The 21,085-nt window shown below is 35.4% G+C and carries 19 protein-coding genes; 15 read left to right on the forward strand and 4 right to left on the reverse strand.

The features are described 5' to 3' along the window. Positions 1-41 precede the first annotated feature (41 nt). From J8H85_RS06650 to J8H85_RS06695, 10 genes are all read left to right on the forward strand, one after another. Positions 42-377, forward strand: a complete 336-nt coding sequence (locus tag J8H85_RS06650; RefSeq protein ID WP_106660819.1) for an arsenosugar biosynthesis-associated peroxidase-like protein — start codon at positions 42-44, stop codon at positions 375-377. Positions 378-471: 94 nt separating this feature from the next. Beyond that, entirely contained in the window at positions 472-1,524 is a 1,053-nt protein-coding gene (gene arsS, locus J8H85_RS06655) for an arsenosugar biosynthesis radical SAM (seleno)protein ArsS (RefSeq protein ID WP_209653808.1), read from the forward strand. Between the two features lie 14 nt (positions 1,525-1,538). Beyond that, the gene (locus J8H85_RS06660; protein ID WP_209653809.1) at positions 1,539-2,030 is read left to right on the forward strand and encodes a rhodanese-like domain-containing protein; all 492 of its coding nucleotides are present in this window, start codon (positions 1,539-1,541) and stop codon (positions 2,028-2,030) included. Continuing rightward, positions 2,031-2,699 (forward strand): TIGR04282 family arsenosugar biosynthesis glycosyltransferase, encoded by a 669-nt coding sequence (locus J8H85_RS06665; protein ID WP_209653810.1) that lies wholly within the window; start codon positions 2,031-2,033, stop codon positions 2,697-2,699. It abuts the gene before it with no gap. Then, positions 2,692-3,504, forward strand: coding sequence for a purine-nucleoside phosphorylase (locus J8H85_RS06670; RefSeq protein WP_209653811.1), 813 nt, complete (start codon positions 2,692-2,694; stop codon positions 3,502-3,504). The genes J8H85_RS06665 and J8H85_RS06670 overlap by 8 nt, the downstream gene beginning before the upstream one ends. A gap of 216 nt (positions 3,505-3,720) precedes the next feature. Continuing rightward, positions 3,721-4,689, forward strand: a complete 969-nt coding sequence (arsM, locus tag J8H85_RS06675; RefSeq protein WP_209653812.1) for an arsenosugar biosynthesis arsenite methyltransferase ArsM — start codon at positions 3,721-3,723, stop codon at positions 4,687-4,689. Positions 4,690-4,771: 82 nt separating this feature from the next. Then, positions 4,772-5,659 (forward strand): sterol desaturase family protein, encoded by an 888-nt coding sequence (locus tag J8H85_RS06680; protein ID WP_209653814.1) that lies wholly within the window; start codon positions 4,772-4,774, stop codon positions 5,657-5,659. Next, positions 5,656-6,357, forward strand: coding sequence for a DUF547 domain-containing protein (locus tag J8H85_RS06685; RefSeq protein WP_209653816.1), 702 nt, complete (start codon positions 5,656-5,658; stop codon positions 6,355-6,357). Before J8H85_RS06680 ends, J8H85_RS06685 begins: the two co-directional genes overlap by 4 nt. A gap of 44 nt (positions 6,358-6,401) precedes the next feature. After that, positions 6,402-7,151 carry a TIGR04283 family arsenosugar biosynthesis glycosyltransferase gene (locus J8H85_RS06690; RefSeq protein ID WP_209653818.1) on the forward strand — a complete coding sequence of 250 codons (750 nt, stop codon included), beginning with the start codon at positions 6,402-6,404 and terminating at the stop codon, positions 7,149-7,151. Between the two features lie 77 nt (positions 7,152-7,228). Further along, positions 7,229-10,681 carry a pyruvate carboxylase gene (locus J8H85_RS06695; protein WP_209653820.1) on the forward strand — a complete coding sequence of 1,151 codons (3,453 nt, stop codon included), beginning with the start codon at positions 7,229-7,231 and terminating at the stop codon, positions 10,679-10,681. On the opposite strand, the gene J8H85_RS06700 is transcribed toward J8H85_RS06695, so the two are convergent. Beyond that, a complete protein-coding gene (locus tag J8H85_RS06700) occupies positions 10,678-11,412 on the reverse strand; it encodes a metallophosphoesterase family protein (protein ID WP_209653822.1) in 735 nt (244 codons plus the stop codon). The genes J8H85_RS06695 and J8H85_RS06700 overlap by 4 nt on opposite strands. Positions 11,413-11,504: 92 nt before the next feature. Continuing rightward, positions 11,505-12,512: a glycoside hydrolase family 113 gene (locus J8H85_RS06705; RefSeq protein WP_209653824.1), complete on the reverse strand. Its 1,008-nt coding sequence runs from the start codon at positions 12,510-12,512 to the stop codon at positions 11,505-11,507. 101 nt (positions 12,513-12,613) lie between these two features. Here J8H85_RS06705 and J8H85_RS06710 point away from each other — a divergent pair, with 101 nt between their 5' ends. The 4 genes from J8H85_RS06710 (at position 12,614) to J8H85_RS06725 (ending at position 17,780) form a co-directional block, all read left to right on the forward strand. Further along, the gene (locus J8H85_RS06710; protein WP_209653825.1) at positions 12,614-13,918 is read left to right on the forward strand and encodes an NAD(P)/FAD-dependent oxidoreductase; all 1,305 of its coding nucleotides are present in this window, start codon (positions 12,614-12,616) and stop codon (positions 13,916-13,918) included. A 1-nt stretch (position 13,919) separates the two neighbouring features. Further along, on the forward strand, positions 13,920-15,524 hold the full coding sequence (locus tag J8H85_RS06715) for a 4Fe-4S binding protein (RefSeq protein ID WP_209653827.1): 1,605 nt from the start codon (positions 13,920-13,922) through the stop codon (positions 15,522-15,524). A gap of 76 nt (positions 15,525-15,600) precedes the next feature. Continuing rightward, entirely contained in the window at positions 15,601-16,293 is a 693-nt protein-coding gene (locus J8H85_RS06720) for a glycosyltransferase family 2 protein (RefSeq protein ID WP_209653829.1), read from the forward strand. After that, on the forward strand, positions 16,290-17,780 hold the full coding sequence (locus J8H85_RS06725) for a cellulose synthase family protein (protein ID WP_209653831.1): 1,491 nt from the start codon (positions 16,290-16,292) through the stop codon (positions 17,778-17,780). Before J8H85_RS06720 ends, J8H85_RS06725 begins: the two co-directional genes overlap by 4 nt. 203 nt (positions 17,781-17,983) lie before the next feature. Here the strand turns inward: J8H85_RS06725 and J8H85_RS06730 are convergent, their stop codons facing one another. Together J8H85_RS06730 and J8H85_RS06735 are read right to left on the reverse strand one after the other, a co-directional pair. Next, positions 17,984-18,355: a hypothetical protein gene (locus J8H85_RS06730; protein ID WP_209653832.1), complete on the reverse strand. Its 372-nt coding sequence runs from the start codon at positions 18,353-18,355 to the stop codon at positions 17,984-17,986. 4 nt (positions 18,356-18,359) lie between these two features. Beyond that, complete coding sequence (locus tag J8H85_RS06735; protein WP_209653834.1) at positions 18,360-19,877, reverse strand: PIN domain-containing protein; 1,518 nt, start codon at positions 19,875-19,877, stop codon at positions 18,360-18,362. Positions 19,878-20,076: 199 nt separating this feature from the next. Here J8H85_RS06735 and meaB point away from each other — a divergent pair, with 199 nt between their 5' ends. Next, positions 20,077-21,081, forward strand: coding sequence for a methylmalonyl Co-A mutase-associated GTPase MeaB (gene meaB, locus J8H85_RS06740; protein ID WP_209653836.1), 1,005 nt, complete (start codon positions 20,077-20,079; stop codon positions 21,079-21,081). Positions 21,082-21,085 lie beyond the last annotated feature (4 nt).

Here is a 21,085-nt window from a genome sequence, read left to right on the forward strand (position 1 = left end):
CTTAAAACCAATAGATTTTTATCTTTAGAAAAAAATACTTTATGCAAAAAACATATTACGATCCAGCCGATTTAAAAAAGTTTGGGAAAATCTCTGAATGGAATGAAGAATTAGGTGCTAAATTTTTTGACTACTACGGAAAGGTTTTTGAAGAAGGCGCACTTACCGAAAGAGAAAAATCGTTAATCGCATTAGCGGTTTCGCACACCATTCAATGTCCTTATTGTATTGATGCTTACACAGGCGATGGCTTGCAACGAGGCATCACCAAAGAAGAAATGATGGAAGCATTGCATGTAGCAGCAGCTATTCGTGGTGGCGCATCGTTGGTACATGGTGTTCAAATGATGAATAAAGTGAATAAGTTAGACATGTAAACTGAATTACGAATTGAGAATTACGAATTACGATTGAAAGAAAAATCAAAATTCGTAATTCGTAATTCTCAATTCGTAACTCCAAAATCAGCATATGATTAAATCCCTACATAAACGCGAAAGCGAATTAGCTAATAGCAAACGGCAATTAGAAATTTTATCAAACGGTATTTTCCAAAAAGGCGCATTACCAACTTTTAAGGAAAAAATATCGGAAACAAATCAATTTCCCCTAAAAGCCAAAAAACTTGAAATTTTACAAATAAACGTTGGTTACATGTGCAACCAAGTTTGTTCGCATTGCCATGTAGATGCGGGACCTGACCGAAAAGAAATTATGACGCGCGAAACCATGCAACAATGTTTAGACGTTATAAAAACTACAGGCGCCCACACACTGGATTTAACAGGAGGCGCACCCGAAATGAATCCCGATTTTCGTTGGTTTGTTGAAGAAGCTTCCAAAGTAGGTATTAAGGATTTTATTGTCCGTTCCAATTTAACCATCATTACAGCCAACAAAAAATACCACGATCTACCCGAATTTTTCAAAAAACACAACGTACACGTGGTAAGCTCTATGCCACATTGGACCAAAGGCAAAACAGACAAACAAAGGGGCGATGGGGTTTTTAATGCCTCTATTGAAGCTTTAAAAATGCTTAACGCTGTTGGTTACGGCATGCCAGAAAGCAACTTGCGATTAGATTTGGTTTACAATCCATCTGGTGCATTTTTACCTAGCAATCAAAAATCCATGGAAAAAGATTTTAAAAAAGGGCTTTTGGAAGAATTCAATGTGCAATTCCACAATTTATTCGCGATAACCAATTTACCAATTAGCCGTTTTTTAGATTACTTAATTGCTTCTGAAAATTACGAAGACTATATGTACAATTTGGTAGAGGCCTACAACCCTTCTGCAGTAAAAAATGTGATGTGCACCAATACCCTTTCGGTAAGTTGGAATGGTTTTTTGTACGATTGTGATTTCAACCAAATGCTAGAACTCCCTGTAAATAGCAAGGCTAAACACATTTCAGACTATAATGAAGATTTATTAGAAGGCAGAAACATAGTAATTTCCCAACATTGTTATGGTTGTACTGCAGGTGCAGGAAGCAGTTGCCAAGGCAGTGTTATTTAAACGTTATTTATTAAATGAAACAGCTCTTTCTAATTTTAATAGCACTTACAGCATCTGCTGGTTTTAGTCAAAATTCCCTATCTGATTTACTAAACAAATACAACAAAAAAAACATTGCTTATATATCTGTTCAAGAACTGACAATGCCAAAAACAAATGCAGTAATATTAGATGCAAGGGAAACTAATGAATTTAATACAAGTCATATTAAAAACGCTATTCATGTTGGCTATAATCATTTCAATATTGAAAGTATTCAAACCTTAATTCCAGATAAAACCACTCCAATAGTTGTATATTGTTCTATAGGAATACGATCGGAAACCATTGCTCACAAACTAAAAAAACAGGGCTATGCCCATGTTTCAAATCTATATGGAGGTATTTTTGAATGGAAAAAAAATGATTTCCCTGTTTATGATTCCGAAGAAAAATTAACGGATGAAGTTCATGTGTTTTCCAAAGAATGGGGCAAATGGCTAACCAAAGGTAAACAGGTCTATTAAATGGGATTAATTAGCACAAAGGATACCGAGAATGATAATGAAATAACTTTTCATTTTCCAACCTCAAAAAAGGCATTGATTGTTTTTACAAGAAACCCAGAATTGGGCAAATGCAAAACCCGACTTGCCAAAACTGTTGGCGACAAATCTGCTTTAGAAATTTACAAGCATCTTTTAAAATACACCGCCAACATTGCAAAAAACACCAATGCCGATAAGTATGTGTTTTATTCTGAAACCATTCAAAAAAACGATCTTTGGGATGCTTCCATTTTTAGAAAAAAATTGCAGGAAGGCCCAGATTTAGGAGAAAAAATGCAAAATGCCTTTTCTTATGTTTTTTCATTAGGCTACCAAAAAGTTATTATTATTGGTAGCGATTTGCTCGATTTAACTCCAAAACACATTCAATTGGCTTTTGAAGCTTTAGATAAAAACAACGTTGTTATAGGTCCAGCAAAAGACGGCGGCTACTACCTTCTAGGGATGACATCCATAAACCAAAACCTTTTTAAAAACAAAGCTTGGGGAACCTCAACGGTATTAAAAGACACCTTAAACGAACTACAAAAAAGTAACGTTTTCTTATTAGAAGAATTAAACGATATTGATACCTTTGAAGATATGGAACACTATCAAGAATTAGAAAAATATTATAAAAATGATTAAATATATAGATGAAACCGTATCCTATTTACAAAACAAAGGATTCGAAAACCCTGAAATTGGTATCATATTAGGCACAGGACTCGGGCAATTAATAAATGAAATCGACATACTAAAAGAAGTTAGCTATAACCACATCCCTAACTTCCCAACAGCCACGGTTGAGTTCCACAAAGGCAAACTCATTTACGGCACTTTAGAAGGCAAAAAAGTAGTGGTTATGCAAGGGCGTTTTCATATTTACGAAGGCTACACCCTACAAGATGTTACATACCCCGTTCGCATTATGGAAAAATTGGGCATCAAAACCCTATTGGTTTCCAACGCATCGGGCGCCATCAATTTAAACTTCAAAAAAGGAGAACTCATGCTTATTGAGGATCATATTAATCTTCAAGGCAGTTCGCCATTGGCATTTAAAGGTGTCGAACTTTTGGGCGAACGTTTTACCGACATGAGCGCACCTTACGATGCTGAAATCAACTCAAAATTTAAAACCATTGCAAAAACCAACAACATCACTTTACACGAAGGCGTTTATGCCAGTGTTGTGGGGCCGCAATTGGAAACCCGTGCTGAATACCGCATGCTAAAAACCATTGGCGCCGATGCTGTGGGCATGAGCACCGTTCCCGAAATTATTGTAGCAAACCATTTAAAATTAAAAGTAGCCGCGGTGTCAGTTCTCACCGATGAATGCGACCCAAATAACCTAAAACCTGTAGACATTGCCGAAATTATAGCCATGGCAGAAAAAGCAGAACCAAACATGATTACATTATTTAAAGAATTGATAAAAACATTATAGCATTTGGGCGTTACCACAAGGGTCGGGCTTTCGGCTATATCTTTTGGTTTTTTTGTCATTCCTGCGAAAGCAGGAATCCACAATTAAAATTAAATCTTTCTTTTTAAGGTCATTTCCTTGTCAAAAGAAAACCAAAAGGATGTCGCCTCAATCCCTAACGCAAAACAAGACCTCACAGGTTTTAAAAACCTGTGAGGTCTAAAAAACAGAAAAAAAATGAGCTATTTAGAAACCACACACAACGTTTACAAAGAAGCAGCATTAACCCCAGATGTTGGCTTATGCTGCACAACCAATCCTATTTGGGAGTTACCAGGATTAAAAATTCCGAAAATAATGCAGGAAATGAACTATGGCTGTGGTTCTACAGTACATGCACGCGATTTAACCAACAACCCAAAAATGCTCTATGTTGGCGTTGGCGGCGGTATGGAATTACTGCAATTCGCTTATTTCAATCGTCAAAAAAGCGGGGTCATAGGTATTGATGTGGTAGATGAAATGTTGGAAGCATCACGCAAAAACTTTATAGAAGCCGAAGTATTGAACCCTTGGTTTAAAAGCGATTTTATTGACCTTAAAAAAGGCGATGCCATGAATCTTCCTGTAGAAGATAACAGTATTGATGTAGCAGCACAAAACTGCTTGTTCAATATTTTTAAAGCAGACGATTTAAAACAGGCCATTGCCGAAATGTACCGCGTACTAAAACCACATGGTAAACTGGTAATGAGCGACCCTACCTGCGAACAAGAAATGAACGACACCTTAAGAAACGACGAACGTTTACGTGCACTTTGCCTAAGCGGAAGTTTACCAATTGCCGACTATGTAAAAGCACTAACCGATGCCGGTTTTGGCACCATTGAAATTAGAGCCAGAAAACCATACAGAATCTTAGACCCAAAACATTATCCAACAAGCGAACTTATTTATATAGAATCTATTGAAGTAGCCGCTATAAAAGATCCGATGCCAAATGATGGCCCTTGTATATTTACAGGAAAAGCAGCTATTTACTACGGAGAAAACGATTATTTTGATGACAAAAAAGGACACGTTTTATTAAAAAATCAACCATTAGCTATTTGTGACAAAACCGCAGGGGCTTTAGCATCCTTAAACAGAGATGATATTTTTATTAGCGAATCCACTTATCATTATGATGGTGGCGGGTGTTGTTAAGTTCCTGCGAAAGCAGGAATCTCAAAAATAAGATTAAAAAAAAGGAAACTAAAAAAGATTCCTGCCTTCGCAGGAATTCAGCATGGAAAAATACATAGACATCATAAAAAAATCATATTCTGGTTATTGGAATTACTTAAAGCAAGAGTTAATTTCAATCAACCATTGGGATAACTTTTTTTATGGCTTAATTATTATTTCCTTAGTGGTTTGGCTTTTGGAAATCATATTCCCATGGCGAAAAAACCAATCTATTTTTAGGAAAGATTTTTGGCTGGACACCTTTTACATGTTTTTCAACTTCTTCCTTTTAAATTTAATTGTGCTCATGGCTCTATCAAATACCGCCGCCCAATTATTGGACGATGGTTTAAAAACCATAGGACTCTCGGTTGCAAAACTTCAATTGTTTGATGTTGATGATTTACCCAAATGGTTAGGCTTATTTATTTTCTTTATCGTCTCCGATTTTGTTCAATGGAATACCCACCGACTATTACACCGTATACCTTTTCTGTGGAATTTCCATAAAGTACATCATTCCGTAAAAGAAATGGGGTTTGCTGCACACTTGCGTTACCATTGGATGGAACCTGTGGTTTACAAATCATTACTCTACATTCCCATCGCTATAATCGGTGGTTTTGATGCACAAGATGTGGCTATCGTGTATTTTTTCACCATTGCCGTTGGTCATCTAAACCACGCCAATTTAGGTTGGGATTATGGTTTTTTAAAATACGTGTTCAACAACCCTAAAATGCATATTTGGCACCATGCAAAAAAACTTCCAAATCACGCAAGGTATGGTGTTAACTACGGACTCACCTTAAGCCTTTGGGATTATATTTTTAAAACAGATTATATTCCGTACAACGGAAAAGACATCGAGCTTGGTTTTGAAGGCGATGAAACCTTTCCGAAAGATTTTATTAGTCAGGAAATTTACCCACTTAACGAAAAATCATGAAAAAATACTATTACGTTATTATTGTTTTGCTTTTAAGTTTTTCAGGAACTTCGCAAAATTCCAACCATGATGCTTGGGATAAACTTTTGAAAAAACATGTTTCAAACGATGGCCTTGTAAATTATAAAACCTTCAAAACCGATAATAAAGCTTTAAATAATTACATAACATCTTTAAGTGAGCACACACCTAATGATGCTACTTCAAAAGAAGAAAAATTAACCTATTGGATAAACGCCTACAACGCCTTAACCATCGATTTGATTTTACGCCATTACCCCACAAAGAGCATCAAAGACATTAAAGACCCGTGGGACCAACGCCTTTGGAAATTGGGCAGAACATGGTATAATTTAAACGATATAGAACACAAAATTTTACGTAAAATGAATGAACCGCGCATTCATTTAGCTATTGTTTGCGCATCCGTTTCTTGTCCAAAATTATCAAACGAGGCCTTTTCTACTGTAAGTTTAGAACAACAACTTACTAAAGCTACCAAAGATTTTTTAACCGATACTAGTAAAAATTCCATTTCAGAAGACACTTTGGAACTTTCTAAAATATTTCAATGGTTCGCTAAAGATTTCAAACAAAATGGCGATTTAATTGATTTCTTAAATAAATATTCAAGCATTAAAATTTCTGGGAAAGCCAAAATAAATTATAAAGATTACAATTGGGGTTTGAATGAATAAGTTAAATGTCATGCTGAAATTGTTTCAGTATCTCCTACACAATTATGAATAAAATCACCATCATAATTCCCATATTCAATGAAGCGAAAAACATTGAAATTCTGCTTAATTATTTATTAGAAAATTCTCTAGAAAAAAACATTTCTGAAATTATTGTTGTTGATGGTGGTAGTACCGATGGTTCCCAAAACATTATTGCCAACTTTCTGTTTGGTCGAACGCAGTCGAGACCTACAAACAACCTCTCGACTTGGCTCGATGAGACATCAATAATAGTATTAAATTCCAAAAAAGGTCGTGCCAAACAAATGAATTTGGGTGCACAACATGCCACGGGCAACATTCTATATTTTCTACATGCCGATTCATTTCCTCCCAAAAATTTCGATCAATTCATTAGTGATGAAGTTACAAAAGGTAATCTTGCTGGATGCTTTAGAATGCAATTTAACAGCAAGCATTGGTGGCTAAAATTAGCTGGTTGGTTCACACAATTTAGTTGGCGCGCTTGCCGTGGCGGCGACCAAAGTCAGTTTATAACCAAAAATCTGTTTCAAGAAATTGGCGGTTTTAACGAGGACTATAGTACATATGAAGACAACATGCTCATCAATGCTTTATACCAAAAAAAGCAATTTGTGGTTATCAATAAAAAACTTAAAACTTCAGCCAGATTGTACCAAAAACATGGTGTTTTTAAGGTTCAGTACCATTTCTATATCATATATTTAAAAAAGTGGTTAGGTGCTTCAGCCGAAGAACTATATATTTATTACGCAAAGCATCTATCTTAATATTTTTTTCGTATTTTCAAGCCATTCTTTAAATATTCCTTTCTATAAAAGAACCAACTTTAAACTACTTCATCTATATGAAAATCAAAAAAGTACTTGTAGCAAACAGAGGCGAAATTGCCATTAGAATTTTTAGAGCTTGCACAGAAATCAGCATTAAAACCGTTGGTGTTTACACTTTTGAAGACAGGTACTCGCTACATAGATACAAAGCTGATGAATCATACCAGATTGGTGAAGATCATGAGCCTTTAAAGCCATACTTAAACATGGACGCTATTATAAAAGTAGCTTTAGATAGTGGTGCCGATGCCATACATCCAGGATATGGTTTTCTTTCTGAAAATGCCACCTTTGCTCAAAAATGTGAAGATAACGGAATCATTTTTGTCGGACCAAAAGTATCTGTTTTAAAATCTTTAGGCGATAAAATTACGGCTAAAGAAGTTGCTTTGGCCAACAACATTCCCATCATTAGAAGTAACGAAAAACCATTAACGGATATTACAGTGGCTTTAAGTGAAGCTAAAAAAATTGGTTACCCTATCATGCTAAAAGCAGCTTCAGGTGGTGGTGGTAGAGGCATGCGTGTTATTAGAGAAGAAGCCGAACTTAAAGGCGCCTACAATGAAAGTAAGCGCGAAGCTTTAAATGCGTTTGGTGATGACACCGTATTTTTGGAAAAATTTGTAGAAAACCCCAAACATATTGAAATTCAAATTGTTGCTGATAATTACGGTCATACGGTTCATTTATTTGAACGCGATTGTTCTGTACAACGTCGCTACCAAAAAGTAATTGAATTTGCACCTTCATATGGTTTAAAAGATGAAACCAAAAATGCGCTTTACGATTATGCCATAAAAATATGTAAAGCCGTAAATTACAACAATATTGGTACGGTAGAATTTTTGGTAGATGATGATGATTCTATCTATTTCATTGAAGTAAACCCCAGAATACAAGTTGAACATACCGTTACCGAGGTTATAACCAATATCGATTTAGTTAAAACACAATTATTTATAGCTGGTGGTTATAAATTATCTGATGAACAAATTAAAATAGCCAATCAGGAATCCATCCAAATAAATGGCTACGCACTGCAATGTAGAATCACAACAGAAGATCCACAAAACGATTTCAAACCAGATTATGGAACGGTTTTGGCTTACCGTAGTGCTTCTGGTTTTGGTATTCGTTTAGATGCGGGAAGCATCTATCAAGGAGCTAAAATTTCACCTTTTTTCGATTCTATGTTGGTAAAAGTAACTGCTCATGGACGAACACTAGACGGTGCGAGCAGAAAAATACGCCGTGCCTTAGCAGAATTTAGAATTAGAGGCGTAAAAACAAACATGCCTTTTCTCGACAATATTTTAGTGCACGAAACCTTTAGACAAGGAAAGGTTACAGTAAATTTCATAAAATCAAATCCAGATTTATTCAAGTTTAAAGCACCAAGGAATCGAGCAACAAAATTACTAAACTATTTAGGCGAGGTTACGGTAAACGGCAATCCAGACGTTAAAAAAATAGATACCTGTAAAACATTTATAAAACCCAAAGTACCTAAGTTTGATGCTAATGCCAGTTTTCCAGAAGGCACAAAAGATTTGCTAACAAAACTTGGCCCAGAAAAATTTTCGCAATGGTTATTAAATGAAAAGAAAGTTCATTTTACCGATACTACCATGCGTGATGCGCACCAAAGTTTACTAGCAACTAGAATGCGTACGTTTGATATGTTGGCGGTTGCAGAGGGTTACGCCAAGAACCATCCCGATATTTTTAGTATGGAAGTATGGGGCGGTGCTACTTTTGATGTTTGTTTGCGCTTTCTTCAAGAAAACCCCTGGGAACGATTACGTTTGTTGCGTAAAGCGATGCCAAATTTACTTTTACAAATGCTTATTAGAGGTTCTAATGGTGTGGGATACAAAGCCTATTCCGATAATTTAATAGGTGAATTTGTTGAACAATCTTGGGAAAACGGCGTGGATGTTTTTAGAATTTTCGACTCGCTTAACTGGATGAAATCGTTGGCGCCTTGTATCGAACATGTACGCACCCGAACCAAAGGTTTAGCCGAAGGTTCCATCTGCTATACCAATGATATTCTAAATCCTGCAAACAAGAAATACGATTTAAAATATTACATCAATCTTGCCAAAGAAATTGAAGGGGCTGGCGCCCATATTTTAGGGGTTAAGGATATGGCAGGTTTATTAAAACCTTATGCAGCTTTCGAGCTTATTTCAGCTTTAAAATCGGAGTTAAAAATCCCGATTCATTTACATACACACGATACCTCATCCATCCAGTCTGCCACCTATTTAAAAGCTATTGAAGCAGGTGTTGATGTTGTAGATGTGGCTTTGGGAGGTTTGTCCGGGTTAACATCGCAACCTAATTTCAATTCAATTGTTGAGATGATGAAATTTCAAGACAGGGCCAGCAGCATAAATATTGATTCTTTAAATGAATATTCCAATTATTGGGAAACCGTTCGGGAGTATTATTATCCATTTGAGTCTGGTTTAAAAGCAGGTTCAGGTGAAGTTTTCAAACATGAAATTCCGGGTGGGCAATACTCCAACTTAAAACCTCAAGCGAGAGGTTTAGGACTGGAAGAACGCTTTCATGAAATTACCCAAATGTATGGTGATGTGAATATGCTTTTTGGAGATATTGTAAAAGTAACCCCTAGTTCTAAAGTTGTTGGTGATATGGCGCAATACTTGGTCAGCAATAATTTAACCATTCAAGATGTTCTGGAAAAAGGAGACACTTTGTCTTTTCCCCAATCGGTAGTCGACTTTTTTAGAGGCGATTTAGGGCAACCTGTTGGCGGGTTCCCAAAAGGGCTTCAAAAAATAATTTTAAAGGATCAGAAACCGTATACCGATAGACCGAACGCACACATGCCACCGTTAGATCTTGAAAAAGAATACGAAGAATTTAAGAAAATATTTGAACACGATTTAAGTAGAACTATAGAGTACACCGATTTCCTTTCCTATCAATTATACCCTAAAGTGTTTTCAGATGCTTATTACAACCATTTAAGGTACGATAACCTTATGAAATTGCCTACCAAAAATTTCTTTTACGGTATTGATATAGAAGAAGAAATTATTGTGGAGCTGGATAAAGGAAAAAACATACTGATTACTTTAGATTCCATAAGCAAACCGAACAGTGACGGCATAGTTACACTTTATTTTAAACTAAATGGACAAGGACGCTCTGTGGAAGTTAAAGACAAGAGCATTAAAGTTGATAAAGTGGAAAATGTTAAGGCAGATAAAGCAGATCCGCTTCAAATTGGGGCGCCATTACAAGGTATGCTCTCTAATATTTTAGTAAAAAAAGGTGATAAAGTAGTAAGAAACCAACCGCTGTTCATTATTGAAGCCATGAAAATGGAAACCACCATAGCAGCAACCGAAGATGCTACCATAAAACAAGTGGTGTTAAAACCAGGTTTTATGGTAAACGCAGAAGATTTGGTAATTAAGCTAAACTAAACTTTATTCCTACCCTTTTCATTTGGATATAAACCGGGCAAATCATCACTTTGATGAAATGCCTTGGTTTCAATATTCATCGCGGTAATTTTACCCCTAAAGGCAGCACCTGTATCAATATTCCAAACATTATAGGCATGCATTGGTTTGTCATGATTAAAATTGGTAGTTGGCGTATGTCCAATAAAGATTTCTTTATAGTGTTTTAAACGATTTGGAAACATGGGCGAATCTTCTTTTATGGAAGATTGCTCCAAAGCCAAAGCCATTTCCCAAAGGGTTCTATCAAAGTAAAATGTTTGTTTGAACACTTCTTTTTCAACACCATGCATGGATGTAAAACCAGCATGAATAAACAATCGGTTTTCGCTATCAATATGATATAAAGGCATTTTTTGGAAAAATTCTAAATGCATTTTCTTTTCTTCATCTGAAAACCCATCATAACTTTCCATGGTTTCTTTACCTCCATGAATATACCAAGTCATATCTACATGCCCGGTGTCCAACCAATTTTCACACCAAACATCATGATTCCCCTTAATAAAAATGCAATTTATTTTTTCTGAAAGTTCGATTAAAAAGGCAATAACTTGTGCCGATTCACTCCAACCATCCACATAATCGCCAACAAAAATCAGGGTATCTTCTTCTTTAACTTCTATCTTATTTAATACTTGTACAAGGGCTTTTAACCCACCGTGAATATCGCCAATAGCATATACGCTCATAAATCCAATAATTTATTGCAAAACTAAAAGATTATAATGAGAATACTAAAAATGAAGATTAAGTTTAGATTAAAAAATGAAAAAAAATAAATTCAATATTTAGAATACTGTGCTTGTATTAAGGCTTCAACTGGTTTGTTTTGGGGTGTGAATCGGTCATCATACAACCCACCAGATTTTTCATGATTATGGAACCATTTCCATACAAAACCACCAGCAAACCAAGGTTCATCCCAAAATTCCTCAAAAAGCACTTGCATGGTATTTGTTTGTGCTTCCAAATTAAGAGCATTCATATCGCGGTCGCTTCTCCAAGGTTCTTTACCAGCAAAATCGACACTTCTATAACCATACTCGGCAAACAAAATGGGTTTATTATACTTTTCTGAAAAGGCTTTTATAGTAGGTTTGTGTTTTAGCCAGCCTTTTCTACAAGCTTCAACAGTTGGAGTTTGTTCATCACTTACCGGAAAATAGGCATCCATACCTATGTAATCCAACTGCTCCCAAAAAGGGGTTCTATCATATTCATTCCAATTGGCAGCGTAGGTTAATTTCCCTTTATAGACTTTTCTAATTTCTGAAATAAGTTGTTTCCAATACTCGGGTCGGTTATCAATAAACGTTTCCAATTCGGTGCCAACACAAAAAATTTCAGCCTTTACTTCTTGGGCTACTTTTGCATATTCTAAAATAAATTGGGAATAGGAAACTTCTAAAACTTTCCAATCGGCTTCCGAAGTCATTTTAATGCCACCCGTAAATTCACCTCTACGTACCCAAATTTGAGGTTTTATCATGATACTTATGTGATGTTTTTTCAAACTTTCAACATATTGTTTCACACCTACTTTTGTTTCACCAAACCATTGTCTGTTTGTGTTAAACATAATCTCGGGATGTGATAATTCCCTAATAAACCCAAAAGGCATAATGGCAGCATAATTCGCATGAATATTAAGAAGCGGTTTTATGTGCGTATCGTTTATGGAGTCTCTCGATGCCACAAAACTAACACCATTTATTTTTTCAGGTTTATTAGGCATCATAGCGCAAGAACATATCATAAAAAACAAACCCACTCTTAAAATAATCTTCATATCTTGTATTTAATCTTAATCTTTAAATTTAAACAAAATAAACAATCCTTTTTAAGGTTTTAGTATATCCTTCGACCTATTAAAAAAATACATTACTATTTATGGAGCATATCGTAATTATTGGCAACGGCATTTCTGGCGTAACTGCAGCTAGACATATTCGAAAACTTTCAGATAAGAAAATCACCATCATTTCTGCCGAAACCGATTATTTTTTCTCTCGTACCGCTTTGATGTATGTGTATATGGGCCATATGAATTTTGAACACACCCAACCTTACGAAAATTGGTTTTGGGAAAAAAACAACATCAACCTTAAAAAAGGCTATGTAAAAACCATAGACACCAATTCCAAAACACTCCATTTTGCTGAAGGCGACACCTTAACTTACAACAAACTTATTATTGCCACAGGAAGCAAACCCAATAAATTTGGTTGGCCGGGGCAAGATCTAAAAGGCGTTATGGGCATGTACCACAAACAAGATTTAGAAAACTTAGAGTTTTATGCGCCCAATAACAAAGTTTGTAAACATGCGGTGATAGTTGGTGGTGGTTTAATTGGTATTGAATTGGCCGAAATGCTAAATTCCCGAAACATCCCTGTTACCTTTTTAGTGCGGGAATCTAGTTTTTGGAACGGTGTTTTACCTGATGGCGAAAGCGAAATGATTAACCGCCATATAAAAAACCATCACATCGATTTACGCTTAGCAACCAATTTAAAAGAAATTATTCCGGATGAAAATGGTAAAGTAAAGTCGGTTATTATAGAAGAAACAGGTGAGGAAATTTTATGCGATTCGGTTGGATTGACCGCTGGCGTAACTCCAAACATCGATTTTATAAAAGACTCCAATATTGAAACCGGTAAAGGGGTTAAAGTAAACCGTTTTCTTGAAACCAACATACCAGATATTTACGCCATTGGCGATTGCGCCGAACAACACGAGGCCATTGGTAACCGAAGACCTATTGAAGCCGTTTGGTATACAGGCAGGATGATGGGCGAAACCATTGCACAAACTATTTGTGGCAACAAAATGCCGTACAATCCTGGACATTGGTTCAATTCTGCCAAATTTTTTGATATTGAATACCAAACCTATGGTTGGGTTCATGGCTCTAAAAACAAACCAGATTATGAGCAACATTTCCATTGGAAACATGATGATGACACCAAATGCATTACCATAGCTTTTGATAAAAATACCAACGCGTTTCTAGGCATTAACACTTTTGGAATTAGAATGCGGCATGAAACTTTTAACACATGGCTTACCGAAAAACGCCCTGTCGATTACGTGATAAATCATTTAGCTGAAGCCAATTTTGACCCCGAGTTTTACAAACGTTATGAAAAGGATGTTTTGAAGGCTTATACCAATCAATTCCAAACTGTATAATATGAGCAATCAAACAACACATAAAAGCATGTCCTTAGTAAAACCAGAAGCTAACGACTTATCAGTAAAACAAAAAATTGCGGTTGCCATAGGTGCTATGGGACTTCTCGTTCTTGCCTTGGCTATTTTCAATACCAATTTCCCAAACAAAACCACATTCTTAACCTTATCGCTTGCCGCTATAGCATTAGGAACTATTTTATTTGCAAACGATGCCTATTTAACAAAATCCGAGGGTATAAAAAACGATGGTGTTTGGTTTAAATCCATCTCATCACGAGGGGTTTTAGCTTGGATAACAGGCATATTACTTACGGGCTTTTACATCATTCTTTATTTTTTTCCGCAGTATTTAGGACAAACACCTAGCGGCGAACCCAATACAGGATTAATATCCCTATTCGACCCACTTAGTTACTTATTAAGCGGAAATCCTGCAAGCCAATGGTTTGTGTATGGCACACTGTATACCGTAGCCATTTTAGTGTTCGGATATAAATTCATGCTTAAATACCGTCACAATCGCTACGAACAATTGCGAACCATTTCGGTTATGTTTTTCCAATTGGGCTTTGCTTTTCTTATTCCAGAATTAATGTCGCGCCTTAATGCAAGTCCCGATTATAATTTACCTTATTACGACTTAAAAAGCATGTGGCCACTTAACTATTATTTATTTGATAGTTGGTCTATAAACGGATTGCTATCATCTGGCGCACTTGGTTTTATCATGTTGATGTTTGGCATCATTTCCATTTTTGTTATTTCTCCTTTTTTAACATATAAATATGGAAAACGCTGGTATTGCTCATGGGTTTGTGGTTGTGGTGGTTTAGCCGAAACCGCTGGCGATTCTTTCCGCCACCTTAGCAGCAAAAAACTTTCCGCTTGGAAACTGGAACGTTGGCTAATCCACACGGTTTTGGTGTTTTCAGTGGTGATGACGACTGCCGTGATCTACACCTATTTAGGAAGCGATCCGAATAAATTTTGGCTTACCCGAAGTGCTTTTCTTTTAGGCGTGGGCATCTTGTTAACCTTGGTTTTTTCTATAACCATGATTTTTAAAAGACATGAATTGGGTAAAGACGCACGCTATGGCGCCATTGGTTATTTTGTATTGATAGCTGCATTATTCATCATGCATTATACCGGAACTTCCGATAAAATATTCTTAATAAAAGCAAGCGCCTTACGTTCTGTTTACGGCTTATATATTGGCTCCATTTTTTCTGGGGTTATTGGTACGGGCTTCTACCCTATTTTGGGCAACCGTGTTTGGTGCCGTTTTGGTTGCCCTATGGCAGCAATTTTAGGGTTTCAACAGCGTATGTTTTCAAAATTCAGAATTACTACTAATGGCGGCCAATGTATTTCTTGTGGCAACTGTTCTACCTACTGCGAAATGGGTATTGATGTGCGCGCCTATGCCCAAAAAGGCGAAAATATTGTACGTTCCAGTTGCGTAGGCTGTGGTATATGTTCTGCCGTTTGCCCTCGTGGGGTTTTAAAATTAGAGAACGATTCCTTGAAAGGGCGCATCAATGCTAATGAAATTCTTCTTGGAAATGATGTTGATTTATTGGACTTAATCAACTCAAAATAATTTATCAAAATAGAAACATTTTTTTAACCAACTAAACAAAAGTATTGTACTTTTGCTCACTGTAAGTTAGTTCTTTATGCACAAAATAAAAGTAATTATACCTGCTTATAACGAAGCAGATTCTATTACCCATGTGATAAACGATATACCCGAATTTGTTGATGAAGTTATTGTTGTTAACAATAATTCCACCGACAAAACTGAAGAAAATGCAAAAAAAGCAGGCGCAACTGTTCTAACCGAAAAAAACAAAGGCTACGGCAATGCCTGTCTTAAAGGTTTAGAATACATTGCAAACACACCTGAAAAACCAAATATTATTGTATTTTTGGATGGCGACTATAGCGATTATCCTGAAGAATTAACCAAAATTGTAGCACCAATTATCGAAAAAGATATCGATTTTGTTATTGGAGCTCGCGTTAAAAGTTTAAGAGAAGCTGGTTCTATGACAATGCCTCAAATTTTCGGCAATTGGTTAGCAACCTCTTTAATGAAACTTTTTTTTCGTGCAACATTTACCGATTTAGGCCCATTTAGAGCCATAAAATACGATAAGTTGCTAAAGTTGAATATGATTGACAAAACCTATGGTTGGACTGTAGAGATGCAACTAAAAGTTTTAAAACATAAATTTACCTATTTGGAAGTGCCTGTAAATTATAGAAACAGAATTGGTGTATCAAAAGTATCAGGAACCATAAAAGGTGCTATATTTGCCGGCGTTAAAATCTTAAGTTGGATTTTTAAATACAGTATTAAAAAATGATTATAGAAACAACAATCATCATTATCTACACCATTTCGCTTTTGCTTATTTTCATGTATGCTTTAGCTCAATTGAATTTATTGTTAAATTATTTAGCTTCCAAAAAAAAGGTAGATAACTCACCAAAATTCGACTTTTCAAAACCAGAAGAAATCCCTTTTGTTACCATTCAACTTCCTGTGTATAACGAGATGTATGTTATGGAACGCCTGTTGGATAACATTGCCAAAATAGACTACCCTTCCGATAAACTGGAAATACAAGTATTGGACGATTCTACCGATGAAACTGTAGAGTCTACCCGTGCCCATGTAGAAAAATTGGCCGCAACAGGTTTAGACATTAAGCACATAACACGCGTAGATAGAACCGGTTTTAAAGCTGGTGCCTTAAAAGAAGGTTTAAAAATAGCCAAAGGCGAATTCATTGCTATTTTCGATTCCGATTTTTTACCAGAACCAGATTGGTTAAAACGTACCGTACCTTATTTTAAGGATGATAAAATTGGCGTGGTACAAACCCGTTGGGGGCATTTAAACCGCAACTATTCCATACTAACAAAAATTCAGGCCTTTGCTCTAGATGCGCATTTTACTTTAGAGCAAGTAGGCAGAAACAGTAAAGGACACTTCATCAATTTCAATGGTACCGCAGGACTTTGGAGAAAAACCTGCATTATAGATGCCGGAAATTGGGAAGGCGACACCCTAACTGAAGATTTGGATTTAAGCTACCGTGCCCAACTAAAAAACTGGAAATTCAAGTATTTAGAAAATGTTGAAACCCCAGCAGAGTTACCTATTGTAATAAGTGCAGCCCGTTCGCAACAATTTAGATGGAACAAAGGTGGTGCCGAAAACTTTAGAAAAATGCTTGGTCGCGTTTTAAAAAGCAAAAACATTTCACCCAAAACAAAATTACACGGTTTACTACATTTATTAAACAGCACCATGTTTTTAAACGTGCTTGTGGTGGCCATACTCAGCATCCCGATGCTTTATATAAAAAATGAGTACACACACTTAAAACCATACTTTTATGTTATGAGTTTCTTTGTGGTAAGCTCTATCATATTTTTTGTATGCTATTGGTTTATGTACAAAAACATTTATGGTGGCGGATTTAAAAACTTCGTTCGTTATATAGGGATGTTTTTCATATTTTTCTCAATCGCCATGGGCTTTTCACTGCATAATTCCATAGCAGTTTTAGAAGGGCATTGGGGTAAGAAAAGTGAATTTGTACGCACACCAAAATTCAACATCAGCTCTATAAAAGACAGCTGGAAGAAAAACAAATACATTAAAAAAACCATATCCATACACGTTATTTTCGAAGGTTTATTAATGGCATATTTTGCATTTGGCATGTATAGCGCCTTTATAGTGGGCAACCAAGGTGGCGATTTCGGGTTGTTCCCATTCCACTTAATGTTGTTCTTAGGTTTTGGTTTCGTATTTGTAAAATCAATCACTTCAAAAGTATAGAGTAACATTCAACATCATAAGAATTAATCAATCTCAAAACGGACTTTACATAGTGGTTTTGAGATTTTTTTTTAGGATGTATTTGGGCGTTACCCTGCGGGTCGCGCTTTCCGCACTACACGGTAGTTTGCTTCAATCACTAACGCGGAAATATTCATGTAATTATTATGGCAACAAAAAAGAAATAATAAGAATACAGTACTCTATTTTATATATGCAAAAGATTGAGGTGGATGTAAATTAAAATCTGTCTTCAAACATTTTGGAACTTTGTATTTTTTCATACTTTTTACTTGAATTGCAAAACCCTTTTCCCTTTCAGAAAAATACTGATAAAAAAAATCCTCAGTAATTCCTGAATATTCTCTAGTTAAAGCCCAAAGAGTTTCAAGATCATTATTGAATATTTTACCAATTTCAAATTCACCGATTACTTTTTGAACAGGAGAAGAAGCATAAACGATTATTGATTTTACATTCTCATTTTTAAAAATAGCTTTTCTAAATTCGAATCGTTTTGTTCCGTCAAAAATTTTATATGCAAATTCAGGTTTAATCGATAAAACTACTTTCATTTTCTTATTTTAGCTTATATGCAAATTTAACCAAACTCTTGAATTGATTATTATCAATTTCAATAAATCCTAATGGCATATTCATTATATCAGGGATAACACCAATTTTATTCAAATCATTAAGTGTTGGTTTTGGTGTAGGAAAAGAATGTGCATAGAGAAATTTAATCACAAAAGGTTTGTATTTCTTTTTATTCCACCATTTTTTTTCTAATTCATCTTTCTTAATCATTGTTCGTCTATTACACGCTTGATAAAAACTCTCAAATGAACTAAAATTTAAAACAACATCTTCCACTATACAAATTGAAGTTACAGTACTGGAATATTTCTTAGGACTTGTATCCCCAATTCGATAAATAACTATGATATCACCTCTTTGAAGATGTCTATCTTTTGAATGAGATATATACACTTTTCCAATCCTATTGCGATGTGGTTCATTCTCTATATACTTTGTCTCATCTTCACGAGTATTGATGCTGTCCGGAAACAATTCTGTATGATATTGCGATTCTATCTTGATTATGTATTTCCTTGTTTTTCTTGAAAAGAAAGGATATGAATATTTAGGGTTATTAATATTTACAGGTAAGTTTTTATCGAAGGGTCTAACAAAAACAATTTCATCTCCATTCTTTGTCGTTTTTATACCATATTCGACAAAACCCCATTCCGTAAGCATATCAATAAGTTGTACCTGTTCCTGTCTTTTATTAAATACAGTTACATAAATTTCCTGTACTTTATATTGAATTGCATTATCAAATACAATTTTCAGAAATCTTTCCCCTATTTTATATCCATTACTTATTACTTTTAGTGTTCCTATTTTCAGCCTCTTCTTGTTCGAAAATACAGGACTTATTTCTGAATAATTTTCTTTTTCGTCCTCAACTTTCACATATAAAAAAGCAGTTAAATTATTATCACTGTAGCATACATAACAAATTTTATCAAACTTTGAAATAAACCAATCATTGAATTCACAATAATCTTCTCTAAAACTATCAAAAAAACTGTCATTTATATCTACCTCAGCAAAATCAACTTTTTTTACTGCCAAAACACTATACTCGACTAAACCAGGGTTCTCTGAAGTGGATTTTTCGAGAAAAGTTTGAATTTTAAATACTTTGCCAGATATACCAAGCCTATTGGCCTTTATATGAATCTTCTTATCCTGAGTAATCAATAAATCTATTCTACCATTATAAACTTCATTAAGTAAATGGCTATCATTAATGTCATTTTCATTAATATCAATCTCTGAGCTAACCTGTTGAACATCTTTTGAAAATGGCAGTGGGTGTTTAATTAGATTATAACTATCCAATTTAATTGAAAAAGTAGCGACTACTTGCTTATTTTTATACGTCTCGATTTCTGAAACTGTAATAGGATGTATATACTTTTCATAATGCAACTTATCTATCCAATTAAAAAGCTGTCCAATTTCATGTTCAATAATTTTATTGGATTCTCTGTGAATTATTATGTTGGTATCTAATAAGACTTTCATTTACCTTAGTTTCATATTTTTATCATTTCGTTAAAAACTCGTGGTGTTTTAATTAAAACCAATTTAGTATTTTTTTCTCACATAAATAATAAGTAAAACCATTTTGTTTACAATACAGTTTTTATAAAAAACACACCATAAAACCACCTCTCTTTTTCACATAATCTGTATCTTTAAAACTGGTAAAGCTTATTAAAAAATGACACCCTACAAACACAAAAACAGACTCACAGCACAAGCCTATATTGATGGAGTTTTAAAGGGCGACCGCGTTATTCTATCCAGAGCCATTACCGTTATAGAAAGCCATTTGGAAAGCGACAAAGTGCTAACTAAAACCATTATTCAATCCATTTTACCCAACTCGGGCAATTCCATTCGTATTGGTATTACCGGTGTTCCGGGTGTGGGCAAAAGCACCTTTATTGAGGCTTTTGGCAAGCATCTTATAAACCAAGGTCATAAAGTAGCCGTTTTATCTATAGACCCCAGTAGTCAACGTTCTAAAGGCAGTATTTTGGGCGATAAAACCCGTATGGAAGCATTGAGCACTTTAGAAAGTGTCTATATACGACCATCGGCTTCCGGGGACACTCTTGGTGGTGTTGCCAACAAAACAGCTGAAAGTATGCTGCTTTGCGAAGCTGCCGGATACGATGTTATTTTAATTGAAACTGTTGGCGTAGGGCAATCTGAAACCGCAGTTCATGGGATGACCGATTTTTTCCTGTTATTAATGTTGGCTGGAGCTGGCGATGAACTTCAAGGTATTAAAAAAGGAATTATGGAAATGGCAGATATGCTAGTCATCAATAAAGCAGACGGTGACAACATTAAAAAAAGCGAACAGGCACGATTGCAGTACCAAAACACCTTGCATATTTTTCCACCTTCGGAATCTGGTTGGGAAACGGTGGTTACCACAGCTTCATCCACCAAAAACACAGGTATTGATACTGTGTGGAATACCATTTTAAACTATCAAGCATTAGTGAATGCAAATGGTTATTTTACAAAAAACAGGCAGCGCCAAAACATCCGTTGGATGTACGACACCATTAACAACGAACTGAAACAACTATTTTACGGTTCTGAAGCCATTACCAAGGAGCTTTCTATTTTGGAAAAAGAGGTGATATCCTCTAAAATATCGCCATTAAAAGCGGCAAACCATGTTATTGAAATGTTTAAAAAACGACTCTAATAAC

This window comes from Mariniflexile gromovii, assembly GCF_017814435.1.
Classification (GTDB): Bacteria; Bacteroidota; Bacteroidia; order Flavobacteriales; family Flavobacteriaceae; genus Mariniflexile; species Mariniflexile gromovii.